Origin of the sequence: Streptomyces sp. NPDC058697, from assembly GCF_042715345.1 — a bacterium.
GTDB lineage: Bacteria > Actinomycetota > Actinomycetes > Streptomycetales > Streptomycetaceae > Streptomyces > Streptomyces liliifuscus.
On the sequence record NZ_JBHXSU010000033.1, the window covers coordinates 60,637 to 80,530 of the forward strand.

Here is a 19,894-nt window from a genome sequence, read left to right on the forward strand (position 1 = left end):
CCCCAATCGCATCTGACGGCTCCATCATCCCCTCGGGCACTGACAGCGGTAGGTCCTCGGTCTCCGCTGACCGCCCAGCCGCGCACACCGTGACCGCCGCAAGTGCCGGGGATCAGACGGGGATCGGGTCCCGTCTCGGTGTAGTCGGGTGCACGTCAGCGGTCCTCCACGATGAAGCAGGCCCGTTGGTAGAGCTCGTCGAACGTGATGACTTCGACGTCCTGGATTGATCTCCTGTACTGCTCGAAGGAGGTGATCTTCTCTGGGTTCGCCGCGCCGCCGTCGGTGAACTCGCTGAGGCTTCCGATCACCAGCACCTGTCGGGGGCGGACGGTTGAGACTTCGATGTCGGTCGGGGCGCCGTCGTCCCGGTAGTGCCTGTGCAGTTCACCGCTGACCAATAGTCGGGCCTTGTGGGCAGTCTTCTGCACCTGCGCCACGGCGCCGACGACGTCCTTGGAGACCTGATACACGTCTGGGAGCCGGTACGGCGCGCCAGCTAGCAGTCGCGTCATGTGGGTCTTGATCTCGCAGAACAGCAGGCTGCTGATGAAGCCCTTGGAGCGCATGACCGCGTCACTGCGCTTTCCTGCCCCCGTGAAGATGTTGGCGCCAGTCGTGATGCGCTCCAACTTGCCGTCATCGAAGGGGCCACAGGCGACGAGGTTAAGGCCGTACCCGAAGATCCACGGATTCTCCTCAAAGAAGCCTTGCCAGACCGCCTCCGGCCCTGCCGCCCCGCGCTCCCGCTCGAAGAACTCCGGGTCGTTCAACAGCTGTCTGAACCGTTGGAGTTGCGACTTGCGGTTGCTGATCAGTCTGATGTCCTCTTCCGTGAGGGCGCCGCCAACGGCGATCCTGACAGCTTCGAGAAGCGTCGTGCGGTCCTGGTCGGCCAGGAGTCGAGCCAACTCGGCCTCGTCGCCAGCGACCAGCCGCACGCTGCTTCCGGGGATGTCCAGCCCGACACAGCTCTGGAGGAAGCTGATGACCTTCCAGAAATTCTCGTGGACGTCACTGGTGTCAATGAGCGCCTTGACGATCTGAGGGGCCTCGGTGCCAGGAATCGCCTCCATGGCGGCCGTCTTCTCAGCCTTGGTCTTGTCCTTCTTCCACAGCTTGATCCTGGGAGAAAAGACGCCGTCCTTTTTGATGAGGGTGACGTGGCACAGCGTCGCCACCTGCGGCCGGTCGTCGAGGAGGAATTCGGTGATCAAACGACCGTGGCGGGTGTCGTAGAAGTAGGGAAATCCGTGTCCGCGGATCTCAAGGTCCGAGAAGTCCTGCCGTGTGACGTCGAACTCCTGGGTCAGCAGACCGATGCGGAGACGCCGAGCGATGGGCGGATCATCCTCGGCCGTCTGGTTCCTCCAGTCCGGCGGGACGGCCGGCAGAGGCCCTGGGTCGCCTTCGACCACGAGGGACTGAACATCCTGGCGCTGGAGCCTGGTGAACACGGGTTCCAACCGCTGCCAGATCACATCAGTGACCGCTTTTGTGAACGCGGGCAGCAACACGCGATCCACGGTGAGAACAGCCTCGTATGTATCGTCCGTCCATCGGTCACCGGGCATGGGGTGGTAGTTACCGCCGTCACGGCGCAGCGTCAGGACGGTCGCGCGGATCAGGTCGCGGACCACCTCCTCGCCGTCATGGTCGAGCAGGCTGTAGATCTGCCCGAGAACGAGGTCGAGCTTGCCGGTGTCGTCGTCGGCGAGCGGCAGGGAGATCATCGGGCCCGTGGCCTGTATGGCGAACGGTGTGTAAATCGGCCGGCCCGACAGGAACTCGAAGGTGCGGAATGTCCAGCCGTCCGGCCCGAGGAGGCGGTTCAGCTTCTCGACTCGTCGGGAGGACTGGTCAACATCGGGCTGTACCTCTGGATGAACGAGCCGTGCCAGGAAGGCGAGCAGGACTTCATCGGGGCCATCGAGGAGTTGGAAGCGTGGGTCCTCGAAGACCCAGTCGTCCGGCAAGTCCAGTGGGTTGTTGATCCGGTGTTGGACTATGTCGTCGCGCGCCGTCGTGAACGGGCGGTCCGTCGACGCCAGCCGGTCCAGGTCGTACAGGCTCTCGAGGAAGTCGATCTCGTCGAGCCGTCCCCACCAGGGGCCGCCCTCACCGCGCAGGTAGTCAAAGATGTCGCGTCGCGTCACCGCCGTGATCCTCGGCGTGCTTTGCGGTGCCAACAAGGGCTCGGCCTGAGTCATGCCCCCAGGATGGACGTGCGTCGCCTCACAAGGAGGGCTATTCGGGACTCTTGGATCTCTTGGCTTGAGTGGGTGGCGTCGTCATCCAGGTCTCCAACGCGGCAAGGCCGGTCCGCCGTGCCAGCCTTCGGAGCCCCAGGAACACTGGCAGCGGGGATGCCACCGTGTCCGGCACACACGGCTGACGCTCGCCCACACCGGCGTGCTGCACGCCGCTGATCCGGGCCGACCTGTGCTCCAGCATGTGCCGTTCACAGGCCAACGCTGGGGGCCTTTTCGCTGAAGAGCCATTCCATTCCCACGCCGCTACGGACGGCCTGACCAGCATCCCAATACGCCTGACGCCCCATCAGAACGAGCGTCCTCCAGCATCAAGATATCGACCTTAACCACCCACACCACACATAACGTGCATGCACAAAACCCTAGTTCAGGAGCCCTTGGCCACCGGCTCAAGGACCGCCACGCACTCCACATGATGAGACATCGGAACAGCGTCGGACCCAACGCCTTCCTCTCCTCGGCCAGGAGAGCCGCCGGGCACCGCGACCCTCACCTCACCACCCGGATTCGCAAAGTCTCCTACGCCGACGGCAAAAGGCGCCATGTACCCCGCACCCCAAGCCCGTTGAGTCAGGACCCCATCAACGACTCTGAACCCAAGCCGTTTCGCATCAACACCAGGAAGACCTGTTCTCGCCGTAAACGCGCCCTCCAGTACCTCTCATCCGAACGAGGAGTCCTCTCAGCCCACCCCGGATTCCCGGAAAGGCAGCGGGCATTGTGTTTCCAGGGCAACGCACTCAGGGAACGGCAGGAGGTTACATGCACCAGGACCTCAACGAACGGCAGCAGGAGGTACTCGACTGGGTGGGCCAGGGGTGTGCCGACGGAGTCTGGCCGGACAGTACGTACAAGACCAGCGGACAGGCCCTGCAGAACCGAGGGCTCATCAAAATCACCAAACGCCGCGGGCATTGGAGCGCCCACCTCACCGAGAAAGGGCGCCAGCATCTCACCGAACGCGGCATCCGCCCCGTGGAGCAGAGCACCCGACCGCCACAACAGCCCACCCGAAAGCCGGCACTACCGCGCCCCAGAGCCGTGCCGAAGGCCCGTAAGAACTACGCGGACCAACTACTCGAAGAACTGGCCGCTGCGAACGACGGCTGTCTCATCAAGCCCATCGAATCCGGCCCGCACGCGGTGAATTGGGCGTCACGCGTCAGCGCCGCCCGCAAGTCCGGCAAGATCCCCCAGACGCAAGAACTCTACGGATACCGCACCCACCGCGGCTACGAGATCAAGCTGGTCGACATCCCTGCCTGGCGCCTCTCGGAACTCACCCCGCTCCATGTGGCGGCCAGACTCACCAAACCCCATGCCGTCGTGGCCGCCCTCCAAAAGCAGCCGCAGCCCATGGGCCTGACCAAACCCCTCCAGGGCCGAGCCCTGCGCATTATCCAGACCCTCATCACCGCCACCGAAGCACAAGGCCACAAGGCCGCGCTCGGAACCACACAAGGCGCGCCCCCGCCCCATCGGCGCCGTAAGGCGCAACCGCACTTCACCATCACCGCCCAAGGCGAAAGTGTCGGATTCCTCGTCCTTCAAGAACGGGACCGCAGCGAACACGTCCCCACGGACAAGGAGCTCGTCGACGCCAAGAAGTACTCATGGATGCGCATCGCCCGCTTCGACTACACCCCCTCCAGCCGCCTGCGTTTCATGCTCCGCGGCGGCAGCCCGCACCGCGCCAGCGAATGGACCGACCTCCCCGACCGGCCTCTGGAAGAACAACTCGCCGAGATCGTGCAAGAGGTCGGCCTCCGCGGCGAAGCCGCGGAACGTAAACGCCTTGCAGACCAGCAAGCCAGAGAGGTACAGCAAAAGCGCTGGGAAGCCGCCATGCAGGAAGCCCGCGCCGCCTACGCCCACGCCTACCGCGTCAAGCACCTTGGAGAACAGACAGACGCCTGGTACCAAGCCAGCCACCTGACCGAATACATCGCAGCAGTACGCGACCACGCCACATCACTGCCGCCCGGGCAGGAGCGGACCGAGATCGAGGCGTGGCTCGTGTTCGCGGACGCGCACCTCCAACACCTCACCGAATCGGTCTCAGCGCCGAAACTGGCCACACCGCCGATGCCCAGCGGCGACGACCTCAAGCCCTTCCTCCGCCACTGGAGCCCCTACGGGCCCCGCTCCTACTGAGTCTTGGCTCCGTCCGCGACCTACGGAATTCACCAAGGGACGGAAGAGCGGCAACATAGCGGCGGATCGCCGGTTACCGAAACCGGCGCTCCGCCGAATGCCGGTAGCTCCACCGCCACTCACTGACCAACCGTCGAAAGACAGAAAGGGGATCAGGAGAAATCACACCGCCACGAGCCGGACCCTCTCGCCGCACAGCTTGGCCATGTCGTCAATATCGGACGTCAGCATGACCACGGGGCGGTGCTGTCGCAGCGCGGCCTCGGCGACGGCCGCATCGATCGCGTACTTGTGTCCGTGCAACCCGGCATTCATCAGCAACTTCGAGGCCGCCCTCGCCTCCTCGTCTCCGACTGGGACGACCCGCAGCCCGGAAAGCACCCAGTTCAGGCGGGACTTGTTCGTACGAGCGTGGACGGCTTCGATGATGGCGAGCGCACTGATCACGACCTCCATGCCGCGCGAGCGCGCCTCAGCAATCAAAGCCACCACCTGCTCGTCGTCGGCGAGCAGCTTCGAGAGTCCCTCGCTGTCGAGGACCAGCGTCCCCTCGTGACTCAACCTGCGGCGGGCCACTCTGCCTCCTCGGCGAACACCTCGTCGAAGACCTGCCGCGCCCGCTGGCGAGCCGGCTCGGAAACCGGCCCCTTGCGGCTCTCGTAGTCCGCCAAGTACTCGTCCAGGACCTGCCCACGCAGCTCACGCTCGACCGCCTCAGCGATGAACGCGGAGAACTCCCGCTTGCCCACCCGCGCCCGGATTGCCTCCGCGGTCCCCTCCGGCAGCGACAGGCTCACCCGCGTCGCCGGGCCTTCCCCGATGCTGTACGTCGTCTCACCCATACGTCGAGTGTGTCAAACGAGTAGGAAAAGCGCCACGGATCGAATCTGCACGGCCCCGGAGCCGTGAAGAAGTCGTGGGATGGAGCCCCACCCGCCCGCCTGTCGCATCGGGAGATCGCTGTCCGAAACCCAGCACGGGCGTTCTCATCCCCTCCCAGCACGATCCCAGCACGGTAGGGATGAGCAGGAGTGATGACAGATGACGAGGGGTCAGCTATCCCAGCACCATCCCAGCAGGGGAAGAAACCAAGGGCCCGACCCCGAAGAGTCGGACCCTCTCTTACCTGCATTTTTTTGCCAGATCAGCGATGTGGTGACATGTCACCCGCTAGACGTTGAACCTGAACTCCACCACGTCCCCGTCCTGCATCACATACTCCTTGCCCTCCATGCGGGCCTTGCCCTTGGAGCGGGCCTCGGCCACTGAGCCTGTTTCGACGAGGTCTTCGAAGGAGATGACCTCCGCCTTGATGAAGCCCTTCTGGAAGTCGGTGTGGATGACTCCGGCGGCCTCGGGGGCGGTGGCGCCCTTCTTGATGGTCCAGGCGCGGGATTCCTTCGGGCCGGCCGTGAGGTACGTCTGCAGGCCGAGGGTGTTGAAGCCCACGTGGGCGAGCGTGGCGAGGCCGGGCTCCTCGACTCCGACGGACTGGAGGAGCTCAAGGGCCTCCTCGTCGTCGAGCTCGGCGAGGTCCGCCTCCAGCTTGGCGTTGAGGAAGATCGCCTCGGCCGGGGCGACCAAGGCGCTCTGCTCGGCCTTGAAGGCGTCGTCCGTCAGCTCGTCCTCGTCGACGTTGAAGACATAGAGGAACGGCTTGACCGTGAGCAGGTGAAGGTCGTGGAGGAGGGCCTCCTGGTCCGAGTCCTGCTTGATGCCCGCGGCGAAGAGGGTCTGGCCGCCGTCCAGGATCTCCTTGGCCGCCTCGACCGCCGCCACCTTCGCCACGACGTCCTTCTTGATCCGCGACTCCTTCTGGAGGCGCGGCAGGACCTTCTCGATGGTCTGCAGGTCGGCGAGGATCAGCTCGGTGTTGATCGTCTCGATGTCGTCCTTCGGCGAGACCTTGCCGTCCACGTGCACGACGTTCTCGTCCTTGAAGGCACGGATGACCTGGCAGATCGCGTCCGACTCACGGATGTTCGCGAGGAACTTGTTGCCGAGGCCCTCGCCCTCGCTCGCGCCGCGCACGATGCCCGCGATGTCCACGAAGTCGACCGTGGCCGGGAGGATCTTCTGCGAACCGAAGATCTCGGCCAGCTTGGTCAGCCGGGCGTCGGGGACACCGACCACGCCGACGTTCGGCTCGATCGTGGCGAACGGGTAGTTGGCCGCCAGCACGTCGTTCTTGGTCAGGGCGTTGAACAGGGTCGACTTGCCGACATTCGGCAGACCGACGATTCCGATCGTGAGCGACACGTTGCGACTTCCCGTACGTAAGGGTGGAGGACGATCCAGACGATCCACCAGTCTACGGCGTTCCGCGCCCCGCACCGGCGACGTATCGAACGCTTGCCCAAGGTCGGCCAAAGCGCGTGTCCCAGGGCCCATTCCACACATAACCCGACCTAAGTTGGACCTGTGGAGCAACACAGAACTCGTCCCCCTCAGTCACCGCCGCTGCGACGCGGCGCGCCCCTTCCCCCGCAGGCCGGCCGGGGTGGGACCCGTACGGCCCGGCAGCAGGCCGGGGCCGGTGTCCCGAGGACCGCGCCGGCCCCCTCACCGCTGGTGCAGGCCGTACGCCGGTTCCCCAACCCCCGGCTCACCGGGCTGGGCAGCGGGCTGTTCTGTGCCGCGGTGATGTTCGCGCTGGCCTGTCTCGACGCGCTGCTGTTCGGGTCTTCGCTCGTCGTCTACGGGGTGCTGTTCCTGCCGGTGTGCGCGTTGACGGCGGTGTGGGTGCGGCGGGCCGATCTCGTCACGGCGGTCGTCGCCGTGCCGATCGCCTTCGCCGTCGGACTGCTGCCGATCGCCGACAGCGGTGGCGGGCTCGGCGGACGACTGATGGGGCTGGTCACCGCTCTCGCCCTGCACGCCGGGTGGCTGTACGGGGGCACGCTGGTCGCCGGACTCATCGTCACCGTGCGCAAGGTGCGGATGATGAGCCGCCGTGCCGCCCAGCGGCGCCGGGCAGCCGCCTGAGGTTCCGTCCCTCTGGATCCCCCTGGGCCCCCTGGGGTGGTCGGCGCCCGGCGTCGACCACCGCGTGGTCGCTAGTCCGCCTTCGCCGCTCTCATCGCCGCGCCCACGATCCCCGCGTTGTTCTGCAGCTGGGCCGGGACGATCTCCGCCTTGACGCCCTCGATCAGGGGCAGGAACTTGTGGGACTTGCGGCTGACGCCGCCGCCGATGATGAAGAGCTCGGGCGAGAAGAGCATCTCCACATGGGCGAGGTACTTCTGGACGCGGTGGGCCCAGTGCTCCCAGGAGAGGTCGTGGTCCTCCTTGGCCTTCGTGGACGCGTGCTTCTCCGCGTCGTGGCCGTTCAGCTCCAGGTGGCCCAGCTCCGTGTTCGGCACGAGGATGCCGTCCACGAAGAGGGCGCTGCCGATGCCCGTACCGAACGTGAGCAGGAAGACCGTGCCCTGGCGGCCCTGGCCCGCGCCGAACTGCATCTCGGCGACGCCCGCCGCGTCCGCGTCGTTCAGCACGGTCACCGGCAGGCCGCCCAGCCGGTCGCTGAGCAGGGCGCGGGCGTCCGTGTCGATCCAGTCCTTGTCGACGTTGGCGGCCGTACGGATGGTGGCGCCGCCGGTGACCACACCCGGGAAGGTGATCCCGACCGGGCCCGTCCAGCCGAAGTGGCCGACGACCTCCTTCACGCCGTCCGCCACCGCGTCGCGCGTCGCGGGGTGCGGCGTGAGCACCTTGTGGCGCTCCTCCACCAGGTCGCCCACGTCCAGGTCCACGGGAGCACCCTTGATCCCTGAGCCACCGATGTCCACACCGAAGATCTGCATGGCTCTACGTTACGTCGTACGACGGACAGTCACTCGGCCGAGGGGGTCCCGGCGGTGCGGTCCGCCACCAGAGCGGCCGCCTCCGCGCGCAGGTCGCGGCGCAGTTCCTTGGGGAGGGAGAACGTGATGGACTCGTCGGCCGTCTTGACCGTCTCCACGTCGCCGTAGCCACGCTCGGCCAGCCACTCCAGTACGCCGTCCACCAGTACGTCCGGGACCGAGGCGCCGGAGGTCAGGCCGACCGTGGTGACGCCCTCCAGCCAGGCCTCGTCGATCTCGGCGGCGAAGTCCACCAGATGGGCGGCGGAGGCGCCCGCGTCCAGGGCGACCTCGACCATGCGGATCGAGTTCGAGGAGTTCTTCGAGCCCACCACGATCACCAGCTGGGCGTCCTCGGCGAGCTTCTTCACCGCGATCTGGCGGTTCTGCGTGGCGTAGCAGATGTCGTCGCTGGGCGGGGAGATGAGCTGCGGGAACTTGTTCTTGAGGGCGTCGACCGTCTCCATGGTCTCGTCGACCGACAGCGTGGTCTGCGAGAGCCAGACCACCTTGGAGGGGTCCCGGACCTCGACCTTGGCGACGTCCTCGGGGCCGTCGACGAGCGTGATGTGCTCGGGCGCCTCGCCGGACGTGCCGATGACTTCCTCGTGGCCCTCGTGCCCGATCAGGAGGATGTCGTAGTCCTCCTTGGCGAAGCGGACCGCTTCCTTGTGGACCTTGGTGACCAGCGGGCAGGTCGCGTCGATGGTGGCGAGTTTGCCGGCCGCGGCCTCGTCGTGGACGACCGGGGCGACGCCGTGCGCCGAGAACATGACGATGGACCCCTCGGGGACCTCCGCCGTCTGCTCGACGAAGATCGCGCCCTTCTTCTCCAGGGTCTGCACGACGTACTTGTTGTGGACGATTTCGTGGCGGACATAGATCGGGGCCCCGTACTGCTCAAGGGCCTTCTCGACGGCGATCACGGCACGGTCGACTCCCGCGCAGTAGCCACGGGGGGCGGCGAGGAGGACACGGCGGCCAGTCGAAGCAGTCATGCGTCCCATCGTAAGGCCGCGCCCGGCGGGTCAAAGATCGCCGCCTTGGGGAGACTGGTCGGGAGCTGGGAGGGGTGGGGCCAGGCGCGACTCTCGGGAGGTACGGATGTCCGGTACGGAGGCCTCGGCCCACGCGGCCGGCGAGGAACACGACGAACACGGCCTGCGGCGGAATCTCGGCTTCCGTGATCTGGTCGTCTACGGGCTGCTGTTCATCGCCCCCATGGCGCCGGTCGGCATCTTCGGGACCCTCGACGCCAAGTCGCACGGGGCGGTCGCGCTGGTCTATGTCGTCGCCACGGTCGCGATGGCGTTCACCGCTTTCAGCTACGCCCAGATGGTGCGGGTGGTCCCCCAGGCGGGTTCGGTGTTCGCCTACGCGCGCGCGGCGCTCGGAAAGGAGGCGGGGTTCGTCGCCGGCTGGATGGCGATGCTGGACTACCTCCTCATCCCGGCTGTGGCGTACCTCTTCTCCGGGATCGCGATGAACTCCCTGGTCCCGGAGGTCTCGCGGTGGGTGTGGACGGCGCTCGCCGTCGTCGTCACGACGCTGCTCAACCTGTGGGGCGTACGGGCCGCCGCGCGCGTCGGTTTCCTGGTGCTCGCGATGGAAATCGTGGTCCTCCTTGTCTTCGTCGTGTCGGCGGTCGTCGTCCTCGCGCGCGACGGGGCCGAGCGGGGGTGGCTCTCGCCGTTGTCGGGCGACGGCTCCCAGGGGGCGTTCGCGCTGTCCGCCGTCGTCGGGGCCGTGTCGGTCGCCGTGCTCTCCTATCTCGGCTTCGACGCGATCGCCTCCTTCGCAGAGGAGGTGACCGGTAGTTCGGAGAAGGTGGCCAGGGCCGTGCTGTTCTGTCTCGCCCTCGCCGGTGTGCTGTTCATCGCGCAGACGTATCTCATCGCCCTGCTCGAACCTCTGTCGTCCGCGCAGCTCGCCGCCGATCCGGGCAAGCAGGGGTCGGCGTTCTACGACGCCGTGGACGCCTCCGTCGGGACGTGGCTGCACGATCTGGTGGCGGTGAGCAAGGCGATCGGGGCGGCGTTCGCGGCGCTGGCCGGGCAGGCGGCGGCCGGGCGGCTGCTGTTCGCGATGTCCCGGGACCGGCGGCTGCCGCGGGTTCTGTCCCGGACGGACTCCGGGGTGCCGCGGGTGGCTCTGCTCTGCGCGGCCGTCATCACGATGGTGGCCGCGGTGTGGGCCGCTCGGCGTGACGACGGGATGGACCATCTGGTGTCGGTGGTCGACGTCGGGGCGTTGACGGCGTTCACGCTGCTGCACGCGAGTGTGGTGGGCTGGTTCGCCGTGCGGCGGCGGGGTGGGGCTGTGGTGTGGTGGCGGCATGTGCTGATGCCGGTTCTCGGGGCGGCGATCACTGTGGCCGTGATCTTCGAGGCGTCGGGGGCGGCGCAGGTGGTGGGGGCGGTGTGGCTGGTTGTTGGGGTGGGGGTGCTGGTGGGGCAACGGGGGCGGGGGCCTTCGGAGGGCTGAACCGAGGATTTCGCCCCCGCCGCCCCTACCCATTCCCGTCCCTGACTCAGGGGCTTCGCCCCCGAACCCCCAAAAGATTGCGCAGTTCCCCGCGCCCCTAGGTCTTTAGGGGCGCGGGGAACTGCGCGATCAGCCACAGCGGACCCGCACCCGCCCAACTCGGCCGACGCACGACCGCTCTGTCACAGCCGGCGGATACCCTCGCCGCATGGCTCTCAACACGTCCTCGGACGCACCCATCCCCGTCGGTGAGGTGTCGCGGCTCATCGGGGGGTGGATCGACCAGCTCGGGGCGGTGTGGGTGGAGGGGCAGATCACCCAGTTGTCGCGGCGGCCGGGCGCGGGGGTCGTGTTTCTGACGCTGCGCGATCCGTCGTACGACATCTCGGTGAGCGTGACCTGCTACCGCCAGGTGTTCGACGCGGTCGCCGACGTGGTGAGCGAGGGCGCCCGTGTCGTCGTACTCGCGAAGCCCGAGTGGTACGCGCCGCGTGGGCAGCTGTCGTTGCGGGCCGCCGAGATAAAGCCGGTCGGCGTGGGTGAACTGCTCGCCCGGCTGGAGCAGTTGAAGAAGTCCCTCGCCGCCGAAGGGCTGTTCGCGGCCGAGCGCAAGAAGCCGCTGCCCTTCCTGCCCCAGCTCATCGGGCTCGTCTGCGGCCGTGCCTCCGCCGCCGAGCGGGATGTGCTGGAGAACGCGCGCCACCGCTGGCCCGCCGTCCGCTTCGAGGTGCGCAACGTCGCCGTGCAGGGCGTCCACGCGGTCCCCCAGGTCGTCCAGGCGGTGAAGGAACTGGACGCGCTCGACGACGTGGACGTGATCATCGTGGCGCGCGGCGGCGGCAGCGTGGAGGACCTGCTCCCGTTCTCGGACGAGCAGCTCGTACGGGCGGTCGCGTCCTGCCGTACACCGGTCGTGTCGGCCATCGGGCACGAACCCGACAACCCGCTGCTCGACCACGTGGCCGACCTGCGCGCCTCCACTCCGACCGACGCGGCGAAGAAGGTCGTTCCGGACGTCGGCGAGGAGTACGAGCGCGTCCAGTTCCTGCGGGACCGCGCCCGCCGCAGCGTCCAGTCCTTCATCGACCGGGAGGAGAGGGGTCTCGCGCACGCGCTGGCCCGCCCCTCGATAGAGGATCCGCACCGGATGGTCGACGAGCGCGCGGACCATGTCGCCTCGCTGCTCGACCGCGGCCGCCGTACGCTCGGGCACCTCCTCGACCGTGCCGACTCGGAGCTGACGCACACGCACGCGCGCGTGGTGGCCCTCTCCCCCGCCGCGACCCTCAAGCGGGGTTACGCGGTGCTGCAGAAGGCCGACGGCCACGCGGTCCGGTCCCCGGACGAGGTGACGGCGGAGGAGTCCCTGCGAGCGCGGGTCGCCGAGGGCGAGTTCACGGTACGAGTCGATGTCCGAGACAGACCCTAGGGTGGGCGCATGACCAGCAGGACGGACGAGGCGCTCGGGTACGAGCAGGCACGGGACGAGCTCATCGAGGTCGTACGACGCCTGGAGGCGGGCGGTACGACCCTTGAGGAGTCGCTCGCCCTGTGGGAGCGGGGCGAGGAGTTGGCCAAGGTGTGCCGGCGGTGGCTGGACGGCGCCCGCGCCCGCCTCGACGCGGCTCTGGCGGGGGCCGGGGAGGAAGCCGAGGAGGAGTCCGGCGAATCCGGTGCCGGTTCCGGCTCCGGCTCCGGCACCGGTTCCGGCACCGAGTAGCTCCCGGACACACGCTTCGCGATCACGTTCACAGCGGCTTCGCCGACCCTCGCCGTCTGTGAACCGGATCACCATGCTCCAGTTTTGGTTGAATCCTAAACTTCATCGACGTACCTTCGGAAGTGCAAGGCGAATCCCCCCACAGGGTTCGACGCACTCCCCGAAAAGGTTGATTCATGTCCCTCGTCCTTGATCCCACCGCTCAGGACCTGCTCTTCCGCGAGGCCCGCACCGCGAACGCCTTCACCGACGAGCCCGTCTCCGAGGAGCAGGTGCAGGCGATCTACGACCTGGTCAAGTTCGGCCCGACCGCCTTCAACCAGTCCCCGCTGCGCATCACCCTGGTCCGCTCCGCCGAGGCCCGCGAGCGCCTGGTGCGGCACATGTCCGAGGGCAACCAGCCGAAGACGGCCGGCGCACCGCTCGTCGCGATCCTCTCCGCGGACAACGAGTTCCACGAGGAACTCCCGTACCTCCTGCCGCACTTCCCGCAGGCCAAGGACCTCTTCTTCGCCGAGCGTCCGGTCCGTGAGGGTGCCGCCACCGTCAACGCCGCGCTGCAGGCCGCGTACTTCATCGTCGGCGTCCGCGCCGCCGGCCTGGCCGCCGGTCCGATGACGGGCTTCGACTTCGCGGGCGTCCAGAAGGAGTTCCTCGACGACGACCACACCCCGCTGATGGTGGTCAACATCGGCAAGCCGGCCGAGGACGCCTGGCACCCGCGCTCCCCGCGCCTCGACGCCGACCAGGTCATCACGACGGTCTGACCCTCGCAGCACGCATGACGACGACGGCCCCCGGCACGAACGCCGGGGGCCGTCGCCATGTGCGCGCGCCTTACTCCGTCTTCAGGGCCTGGGCCATCTTCGTCAGCTGAGCGAAGGACGCCGTTCCGGTCACGACCGTCGTGGAGCCCTTCTCCCGGAGGACGAGGGCGTCGTACTTCGCGCCCTCGTACCGCTCCCAGGTGCGCTCGCCTATGCGCTGCGTCGTGTTCGTCTCCTCGGCGCCCTGGCTCGCGTCGTCGATGAACGTGACGGGCTTCTGAGTCGACTGCTCGATCGCCACGTACTCACCGTCGGGGTCGTGGAAGCCGAGGTGCCACGCGTCGAAGTCGGCGCCCTGGAACCGCACCGACGTCGCCTTCCACTGCTTGGACAGCCCCTCGGGCGCCGCCACCGGATAGGCGGCCGCACGGCGGGCCGTCAGGAGTTCCACGCGGTAGTCGACCCGCTTGAGAGGGGGCTCCGAGTCGTCATTGGGAATGAAGACGTAGATGAAGCCCGCGACTATGCCGATCAGGCCCAGGGACAACACCATGTCCCGGACCGTCTGCTTGCCTTTCATACCTGCCACGCACCCATCGTCGCAGGTGTACTGGTCTGCTCATCCGTGGGCCCCCCTGCTCATTTTGTCGGACTGAGGATAGAGTCGGCCCGAACCCTCATCCGGCCGTCGTCGTATCAGAAAGGTGCGCTCCGATGACCGAGCATCACTTGCCGTCCGAACTCGAGGTCCCGTCCGAGGCCCCCGACCGAAACCTCGCCCTTGAGCTCGTCCGGGTCACCGAAGCCGCCGCGATGGCCGCGGGCCGCTGGGTCGGCCGCGGCGACAAGAACGGCGCCGACGGCGCTGCCGTACGGGCCATGCGGACCCTCGTCTCCACCGTCTCGATGAACGGCGTCGTCGTCATCGGTGAGGGCGAGAAGGACGAGGCCCCGATGCTCTTCAACGGGGAGCGCGTCGGAGACGGGACGGGCCCCGAGTGCGACATCGCCGTCGACCCGATCGACGGCACCACGCTCACCGCGAAGGGCATGACGAACGCGATCGCGGTGCTGGCCGCCGCCGACCGCGGCACCATGTTCGACCCGTCCGCGGTCTTCTACATGGACAAACTGGTCACCGGCCCCGAGGCCGCCGACTTCGTCGACATCAACGCGCCCGTGTCCGTGAACATCCGCCGGGTCGCCAAGGCCAAGCGCGTCACGCCCGAGGACGTCACGGTCGTCATCCTCGACCGGCCGCGCCACGACGGCATCATCAAGGAGATCCGGGAGACCGGCGCACGCATCAAGCTCATCTCCGACGGCGATGTCGCGGGCTCCATCCTGGCGCTGCGCGAGGGCACCGGCATCGATCTGCTGCTCGGCATCGGCGGTACGCCCGAGGGCATCATCTCCGCCTGTGCGGTGAAGTGCCTGGGCGGCACGATCCAGGGCAAGTTGTGGCCCAAGGAGGACGAGGAGCGGCAGCGCGCGATCGACGCGGGGCACGACCTCGACCGGGTCCTGTTCACCGACGACCTGGTCTCCGGCGAGAACGTCTTCTTCGTCGCCACCGGGATCACCGACGGTGAGTTGCTGCGGGGGGTTCGCTATCGGCCCGAGACCGCGACGACCGACTCGATCGTGATGCGGTCGAAGTCGGGGACGGTGCGGCAGATCAACTCGGAGCATCGGCTGGCGAAGCTGCGGGCTTATAGCGCGATCGACTTCGACAGGGCGAAGTAGTTCGCTGGTCAAGCGTGCGATGCGGACCGTGGGCATCTGCGGGTTCGTTTGGGCTGGTCGCGCAGTTCCCCGCGCCCCTGAAGGGGCGCGTTCTGGCGGCGCGGTGGCAGGCTCAGCGCCGCAGACGTGACGCAACGGCCGAAGCTGCGGCGGAGCGATTGATTTTTGTACGGCGATGGGGCGCCCCTTGTGCGGAGGGGCGCCCCATCGGTGTGAGTGTCAGCCGGCTGCGGCTATCGGGCCTGTGGCGCGGGCGGCCTTCTGCAGTTCGAGGTCGCGGCGGCGGCGTCGGGCCAGGACGACTCGGCGCTCGGCGGCGGTGAGGCCGCCCCAGACTCCGTAGGGCTCGGGTTGCAGCAGTGCGTGCTCTCGGCATTCGACCATCACCGGACAGCGCGCGCAGACCCGCTTGGCCGCCTCCTCCCGGGACAGCCGGGCCGCGGTGGGTTCTTTCGAGGGCGCGAAGAACAACCCGGCCTCGTCCCGGCGGCACACGGCCTCCGTGTGCCAAGGGGCGTCCTGGTCCCTCTCGCGCACCGGCACCGGCTGGGGCGGAACGGCAGCGACCTGCAGGGACTGATGCGGCGGATGCAGCACGGTCTACTCCTGACGACGGCTTCGCGAGCGAGAGACGATGCAGCAAGGCCTACCCGCTGTACGCGCGCCTATGCACTCAGTTCCGAAGCGCGGGAGATCCCGACCGGCACTGGACCGTCACTACTGGACCAATACCCTCCGCTCGCCGGGAAATTCGCGACCGTCAATGCCCGAGGTGTTTGCGCAACTTCGCGTTCACCCGGTCCCCGACCCGGTCGAGGATGTCCTCGATCAGCTTGCCCCGCTTGGGTTTTGCCTCGATATTTCCCAGTACGGCCAGTCCGTCCACATACACCACGGGTGCGTCGTGGTCGGCCGAATCGAGCGTGTCCACCTCGAAGTTGCCGAGGACCCCGCCGCCGTTGCCGCGCAGCGACACGTTCTCCGGGACGCGGATCTCGACGTTGCCGAAGACCGCTATCGCCTTGATCACGACCTGCTGGTGCTCGAAGACCGCCTCGCTGAGGTCTATCTCCACGCTGCCGAAGATCGCGTACGCGTGCGTGCGGCGGCCGATGCGCCAGCGGCCCTTGCGGACGGCCGCGCTGAACACCGCCACCACGTTCTCCTCGGCGACCGAAGGGACCGTGCCCGGGGTGGGGCGGTTCGGTGCCGGGGCGAACGTCGCCGCCGGGCGGGAGCGGTGGGCCACCGGCAGGTCCGCCACGAGGGGTTCCAGCTCGCCGACGGTCTTCGCGCGGAAGACGTCCTCGACCCGCTCGGAGTGCTCCTCCGCGGTGAGGCGGCCCTCGGCGAGGGCCTCGCGCAGGATGTCGGCCGTCCGGTCGCGGTCGGCGTCGGACGCCCGGAGGTCGGTCTGCTTCCGAAGGTCGGGTGCGGGTGAGGTGCGCTTCTCTAGGTCCACGACAGCAGCGTACCCAAACGCGATAGATCGCGACTAGGGGGTGTGGACGGCGAACTGAGCCTTACCTCACAAGCTTGGTGTCGGTAGCAGGTTCTACGCTGGTGGGCGCCCGCCAATGGAGGCCGGCCGCTGTCTGTCGATGAAGGATTTGGCGAGATGCCTGAGTTCGCGTACACCGATCTGCTCCCCCAGGGAGAGGACACCACCCCCTACCGGCTGGTGACCTCCGAGGGTGTCTCCACCTTCGAGGCCGACGGGCGCACGTTCCTCAAGGTGGAGCCGGAGGCTCTGCGCAAGCTCGCCGCCGAGGCCATCCACGACATCCAGCACTATCTGCGGCCGGCACACCTCGCCCAGCTGCGGCGCATCATCGACGACCCCGAGGCGTCGGGCAACGACAAGTTCGTGGCGCTCGACCTCCTGAAGAACGCGAACATCGCCGCCGCGGGCGTGCTCCCCATGTGCCAGGACACCGGCACGGCGATCGTCATGGGCAAACGCGGACAGAACGTGCTCACCGAGGGCGGCGACGAGGCCGCGCTGAGTCGCGGCATCTACGACGCCTACCTGAACCTCAACCTGCGGTACTCGCAGATGGCCCCGCTCACCATGTGGGACGAGAAGAACACCGGGTCGAACCTGCCCGCCCAGATCGAGCTGTACGCGACCGACGGCGGCGCCTACAAGTTCCTCTTCATGGCCAAGGGCGGCGGCTCGGCCAACAAGTCGTTCCTGTACCAGGAGACGAAGGCCGTCCTGAACGAGTCCTCCATGATGAAGTTCCTGGAGGAGAAGATCCGCTCCCTGGGGACCGCGGCCTGCCCGCCGTACCACCTGGCGATCGTCGTCGGCGGTACGAGCGCGGAGTACGCCCTGAAGACCGCGAAGTACGCCTCCGCGCACTACCTGGACGAGATCCCGGCCGAGGGCTCCGAGCTCGGGCACGGCTTCCGGGACAAGGAGCTGGAGGAGAAGGTCTTCGAGCTGACGCAGCGGATCGGGATCGGCGCGCAGTTCGGCGGCAAGTACTTCTGCCACGACGTGCGTGTGGTGCGGCTGCCGCGGCACGGGGCGTCCTGCCCGGTCGCCATCGCCGTCTCCTGCTCGGCGGATCGTCAGGCCGTCGCGAAGATCACCGCCGAGGGCGTCTTCCTGGAGCAGCTGGAGACGGACCCGGCGCGGTTCCTCCCCGAGACGACGGAGGAGCACCTCGACGAGGCGTCCGACGTCGTCGAGATCGACCTGAACCAGCCCATGGACGACATCCTCGCCGAGCTCACGAAGTTCCCGGTGAAGACCCGGCTGTCCCTCTCCGGACCGCTCGTCGTCGCGCGGGACATCGCGCACGCCAAGATCAAGGAGCGTCTTGACGCGGGCGAGGAGATGCCGCAGTACCTGAAGGACCACCCCGTGTACTACGCGGGGCCGGCCAAGACCCCCGAGGGGTACGCGTCCGGGTCGTTCGGGCCCACCACGGCCGGGCGGATGGACTCGTACGTGGAGCAGTTCCAGGCGGCGGGCGGTTCCAAGGTGATGCTCGCCAAGGGGAACCGGTCCGCGCAGGTCACCAACGCCTGTGACGCGCACGGTGGTTTCTACCTCGGCTCCATCGGGGGGCCCGCGGCGCGGCTTGCGCAGGACTGCATCAAGAAGGTCGAGGTCGTCGAGTACGAGGAGCTCGGGATGGAGGCCGTGTGGAAGATCGAGGTGGAGGACTTCCCGGCGTTCATCGTCGTTGACGACAAGGGCAACGACTTCTTCAAGGACCCGGCGCCTGCGCCGACGTTCACGTCGATTCCTGTGCGGGGGCCTGGGCTGGGTTAGTCCGTTCGTCGCGACAGGCGTTTTTTCGCCCCCGCCGCCCCTACCCATTCCCGTCCCTTACTCGGGGGCTCCGCCCCCGAACCCCCGAAAGACCAAAAGACTGCGCAGTTCCCCGCGCCCCTGGGTACCTGGGGGCGCGGGGAACTGCGCGATCAGCCCCCACCGGGCCCGCAGCCGCAATCGCTACGGACGGGAATGGGTAGGGGCGGCGGGGGCGCTGTACGTCTCATGAGCGACTACCGGATCGAACACGACTCCATGGGTGAGGTCCGCGTCCCCGCGGACGCGAAATGGCGGGCGCAGACCCAGCGTGCCGTCGAGAACTTCCCCATCTCCGGCCAGCGGATCGAGCGGGCGCACATCGAGGCCCTCGCCAGGATCAAGGCGGCCGCGGCCAAGGTGAACGCCGGGCTCGGAGTGCTGGACAAGGACGTCTCGGAGGCCATCCAGGAGGCGGCCGCGGAGGTCGTGGACGGGAAGTGGGACGAGCACTTCCCGGTGGACGTTTTTCAGACAGGCTCCGGGACCTCGTCCAACATGAACACGAACGAGGTCATCGCCACGCTGGCGACGGAACGGCTCGGCAGGGACGTACATCCGAACGACCATGTGAACGCCTCGCAGTCCAGCAACGACGTCTTCCCCTCGTCCATCCACATCGCCGCGACCGCCGCCGTCACCCGCGATCTCGTCCCGACCCTTGAGCACCTCGCGGACGCGCTCACCCGCAAGTCCGAGGAGTTCGCCGACGTCGTGAAGTCCGGGCGTACGCATCTCATGGATGCCACGCCCGTGACGCTCGGGCAGGAGTTCGGCGGGTACGCCGCCCAGGTGCGGTACGGGATCGAGCGGCTTCAGGCCTCCCTGCCGCGGCTTGCCGAGCTGCCGCTCGGGGGGACCGCCGTGGGGACCGGGATCAACACCCCGCCCGGGTTCTCCGCCGCCGTGATCGCCGAGGTCGCGCGGAGCACCGGGCTGCCGCTCACCGAGGCGCGCGACCACTTCGAGGCGCAGGGGGCGCGGGACGGGATCGTCGAGACCAGCGGGCAGCTGCGGACCATCGCGGTCGGGCTGACGAAGATCGCGAATGATCTTCGGTGGATGGCCTCCGGGCCGCGCACCGGTCTGGCCGAGATCAGTCTTCCCGACCTCCAGCCCGGTTCGTCGATCATGCCCGGCAAGGTGAATCCGGTCATTCCCGAGGCCGTACTGATGGTCGCCGCGCAGGTGACCGGGAACGACGCGACGATCGCCACCGCCGGGGCCTCCGGGAACTTCGAGCTCAACGTGATGCTGCCGGTCATCGCCAGGAACGTACTGGAGTCGGTCCGGCTCCTCGCGAACGTCTCGCGGCTGCTCGCCGACCGGACCGTCGACGGGATCACCGCCAACCGCGAGCGGGCCCGCGAGTACGCCGAGTCGTCGCCGTCGGTCGTGACGCCGCTGAACAAGTACATCGGGTACGAGGAGGCCGCGAAGGTCGCCAAGAAGGCGCTCGCCGAGCGGAGGACCATCCGTGAGGTCGTCCTGGAGTCGGGTTACGTCGAGCGCGGCGACCTCACCCGGGAGCAGCTGGACGAGGCCCTGGATGTCCTGCGGATGACGCGCCCGTAACGTCATGC

General features: G+C 67.8%; 18 protein-coding genes. 9 read left to right on the forward strand and 9 right to left on the reverse strand.

Annotated elements, in window-relative coordinates:
- Positions 1–155: 155 nt before the first annotated feature.
- Positions 156–2,210: a Shedu anti-phage system protein SduA domain-containing protein gene (locus tag ACFWXQ_RS42200; protein WP_383941349.1), complete on the reverse strand. Its 2,055-nt coding sequence runs from the start codon at positions 2,208–2,210 to the stop codon at positions 156–158.
- A gap of 825 nt (positions 2,211–3,035) precedes the next feature.
- Here ACFWXQ_RS42200 and ACFWXQ_RS42205 point away from each other — a divergent pair.
- Entirely contained in the window at positions 3,036–4,427 is a 1,392-nt protein-coding gene (locus ACFWXQ_RS42205; protein ID WP_383941351.1) for a hypothetical protein, read from the forward strand.
- A 162-nt stretch (positions 4,428–4,589) separates the two neighbouring features.
- Here the strand turns inward: ACFWXQ_RS42205 and ACFWXQ_RS42210 are convergent, their stop codons facing one another.
- From ACFWXQ_RS42210 to ychF, 3 genes are all read right to left on the reverse strand, one after another.
- Positions 4,590–5,003, reverse strand: a complete 414-nt coding sequence (locus tag ACFWXQ_RS42210) for a DNA-binding protein (protein ID WP_232026479.1) — start codon at positions 5,001–5,003, stop codon at positions 4,590–4,592.
- Positions 4,985–5,269, reverse strand: a complete 285-nt coding sequence (locus ACFWXQ_RS42215; RefSeq protein WP_093721254.1) for a hypothetical protein — start codon at positions 5,267–5,269, stop codon at positions 4,985–4,987. Before ACFWXQ_RS42215 ends, ACFWXQ_RS42210 begins: the two co-directional genes overlap by 19 nt.
- Before the next feature lie 328 nt (positions 5,270–5,597).
- A complete protein-coding gene (gene ychF, locus ACFWXQ_RS42220) occupies positions 5,598–6,686 on the reverse strand; it encodes a redox-regulated ATPase YchF (RefSeq protein WP_383941355.1) in 1,089 nt (362 codons plus the stop codon).
- A 162-nt stretch (positions 6,687–6,848) separates the two neighbouring features.
- On the opposite strand from ychF, the gene ACFWXQ_RS42225 reads away from it, so the two are divergent.
- A complete protein-coding gene (locus ACFWXQ_RS42225; protein WP_383941358.1) occupies positions 6,849–7,412 on the forward strand; it encodes a DUF6542 domain-containing protein in 564 nt (187 codons plus the stop codon).
- A 71-nt stretch (positions 7,413–7,483) separates the two neighbouring features.
- Here the strand turns inward: ACFWXQ_RS42225 and ppgK are convergent, their stop codons facing one another.
- On the reverse strand, positions 7,484–8,230 hold the full coding sequence (ppgK, locus tag ACFWXQ_RS42230) for a polyphosphate--glucose phosphotransferase (RefSeq protein ID WP_383941361.1): 747 nt from the start codon (positions 8,228–8,230) through the stop codon (positions 7,484–7,486).
- Positions 8,231–8,259: 29 nt separating this feature from the next.
- Positions 8,260–9,276, reverse strand: coding sequence for a 4-hydroxy-3-methylbut-2-enyl diphosphate reductase (locus ACFWXQ_RS42235; protein ID WP_383941364.1), 1,017 nt, complete (start codon positions 9,274–9,276; stop codon positions 8,260–8,262).
- A 97-nt stretch (positions 9,277–9,373) separates the two neighbouring features.
- On the opposite strand from ACFWXQ_RS42235, the gene ACFWXQ_RS42240 reads away from it, so the two are divergent.
- The 4 genes from ACFWXQ_RS42240 (at position 9,374) to ACFWXQ_RS42255 (ending at position 13,240) form a co-directional block, all read left to right on the forward strand.
- On the forward strand, positions 9,374–10,753 hold the full coding sequence (locus ACFWXQ_RS42240) for an APC family permease (RefSeq protein WP_383941367.1): 1,380 nt from the start codon (positions 9,374–9,376) through the stop codon (positions 10,751–10,753).
- 208 nt (positions 10,754–10,961) lie between these two features.
- A complete protein-coding gene (xseA, locus tag ACFWXQ_RS42245) occupies positions 10,962–12,182 on the forward strand; it encodes an exodeoxyribonuclease VII large subunit (protein WP_383955432.1) in 1,221 nt (406 codons plus the stop codon).
- Between the two features lie 9 nt (positions 12,183–12,191).
- The gene (locus tag ACFWXQ_RS42250) at positions 12,192–12,473 is read left to right on the forward strand and encodes an exodeoxyribonuclease VII small subunit (protein ID WP_383955435.1); all 282 of its coding nucleotides are present in this window, start codon (positions 12,192–12,194) and stop codon (positions 12,471–12,473) included.
- Between the two features lie 176 nt (positions 12,474–12,649).
- Positions 12,650–13,240: a malonic semialdehyde reductase gene (locus ACFWXQ_RS42255; protein ID WP_383955438.1), complete on the forward strand. Its 591-nt coding sequence runs from the start codon at positions 12,650–12,652 to the stop codon at positions 13,238–13,240.
- A 70-nt stretch (positions 13,241–13,310) separates the two neighbouring features.
- Here ACFWXQ_RS42255 and ACFWXQ_RS42260 read toward each other — a convergent pair whose 3' ends face one another.
- Positions 13,311–13,829: a DUF4245 domain-containing protein gene (locus ACFWXQ_RS42260; protein WP_383955441.1), complete on the reverse strand. Its 519-nt coding sequence runs from the start codon at positions 13,827–13,829 to the stop codon at positions 13,311–13,313.
- Between the two features lie 125 nt (positions 13,830–13,954).
- On the opposite strand from ACFWXQ_RS42260, the gene glpX reads away from it, so the two are divergent.
- Entirely contained in the window at positions 13,955–14,986 is a 1,032-nt protein-coding gene (gene glpX / locus ACFWXQ_RS42265) for a class II fructose-bisphosphatase (RefSeq protein ID WP_200396080.1), read from the forward strand.
- A 219-nt stretch (positions 14,987–15,205) separates the two neighbouring features.
- Here glpX and ACFWXQ_RS42270 read toward each other — a convergent pair whose 3' ends face one another.
- Positions 15,206–15,583 carry a WhiB family transcriptional regulator gene (locus tag ACFWXQ_RS42270; RefSeq protein ID WP_362088257.1) on the reverse strand — a complete coding sequence of 126 codons (378 nt, stop codon included), beginning with the start codon at positions 15,581–15,583 and terminating at the stop codon, positions 15,206–15,208.
- A 163-nt stretch (positions 15,584–15,746) separates the two neighbouring features.
- Positions 15,747–16,448 carry a DUF1707 domain-containing protein gene (locus ACFWXQ_RS42275; RefSeq protein ID WP_383955445.1) on the reverse strand — a complete coding sequence of 234 codons (702 nt, stop codon included), beginning with the start codon at positions 16,446–16,448 and terminating at the stop codon, positions 15,747–15,749.
- Between the two features lie 156 nt (positions 16,449–16,604).
- Here ACFWXQ_RS42275 and ACFWXQ_RS42280 point away from each other — a divergent pair, with 156 nt between their 5' ends.
- Together ACFWXQ_RS42280 and ACFWXQ_RS42285 are read left to right on the forward strand one after the other, a co-directional pair.
- Positions 16,605–18,272: a fumarate hydratase gene (locus tag ACFWXQ_RS42280; protein ID WP_383955448.1), complete on the forward strand. Its 1,668-nt coding sequence runs from the start codon at positions 16,605–16,607 to the stop codon at positions 18,270–18,272.
- 228 nt (positions 18,273–18,500) lie between these two features.
- On the forward strand, positions 18,501–19,886 hold the full coding sequence (locus ACFWXQ_RS42285; protein WP_383954471.1) for a class II fumarate hydratase: 1,386 nt from the start codon (positions 18,501–18,503) through the stop codon (positions 19,884–19,886).
- The last annotated feature ends 8 nt before the right edge of the window (positions 19,887–19,894 follow it).

Bases quoted from the DNA above. Each gene is read 5' to 3' on its own strand.
- ACFWXQ_RS42200 (WP_383941349.1), bottom strand. From the start codon at position 2,210: ATGACTCAGGCCGAGCCCTTGTTGGCACCGCAAAGCACGCCGAGGATC.
- ACFWXQ_RS42205 (WP_383941351.1), top strand. From the start codon at position 3,036: ATGCACCAGGACCTCAACGAACGGCAGCAGGAGGTACTCGACTGGGTG.
- ACFWXQ_RS42215 (WP_093721254.1), bottom strand. From the start codon at position 5,269: ATGGGTGAGACGACGTACAGCATCGGGGAAGGCCCGGCGACGCGGGTG.
- ppgK (WP_383941361.1), bottom strand. From the start codon at position 8,230: ATGCAGATCTTCGGTGTGGACATCGGTGGCTCAGGGATCAAGGGTGCT.
- ACFWXQ_RS42235 (WP_383941364.1), bottom strand. From the start codon at position 9,276: ATGGGACGCATGACTGCTTCGACTGGCCGCCGTGTCCTCCTCGCCGCC.
- ACFWXQ_RS42240 (WP_383941367.1), top strand. From the start codon at position 9,374: ATGTCCGGTACGGAGGCCTCGGCCCACGCGGCCGGCGAGGAACACGAC.
- xseA (WP_383955432.1), top strand. From the start codon at position 10,962: ATGGCTCTCAACACGTCCTCGGACGCACCCATCCCCGTCGGTGAGGTG.
- ACFWXQ_RS42250 (WP_383955435.1), top strand. From the start codon at position 12,192: ATGACCAGCAGGACGGACGAGGCGCTCGGGTACGAGCAGGCACGGGAC.
- ACFWXQ_RS42255 (WP_383955438.1), top strand. From the start codon at position 12,650: ATGTCCCTCGTCCTTGATCCCACCGCTCAGGACCTGCTCTTCCGCGAG.
- glpX (WP_200396080.1), top strand. From the start codon at position 13,955: ATGACCGAGCATCACTTGCCGTCCGAACTCGAGGTCCCGTCCGAGGCC.
- ACFWXQ_RS42280 (WP_383955448.1), top strand. From the start codon at position 16,605: ATGCCTGAGTTCGCGTACACCGATCTGCTCCCCCAGGGAGAGGACACC.
- ACFWXQ_RS42285 (WP_383954471.1), top strand. From the start codon at position 18,501: ATGAGCGACTACCGGATCGAACACGACTCCATGGGTGAGGTCCGCGTC.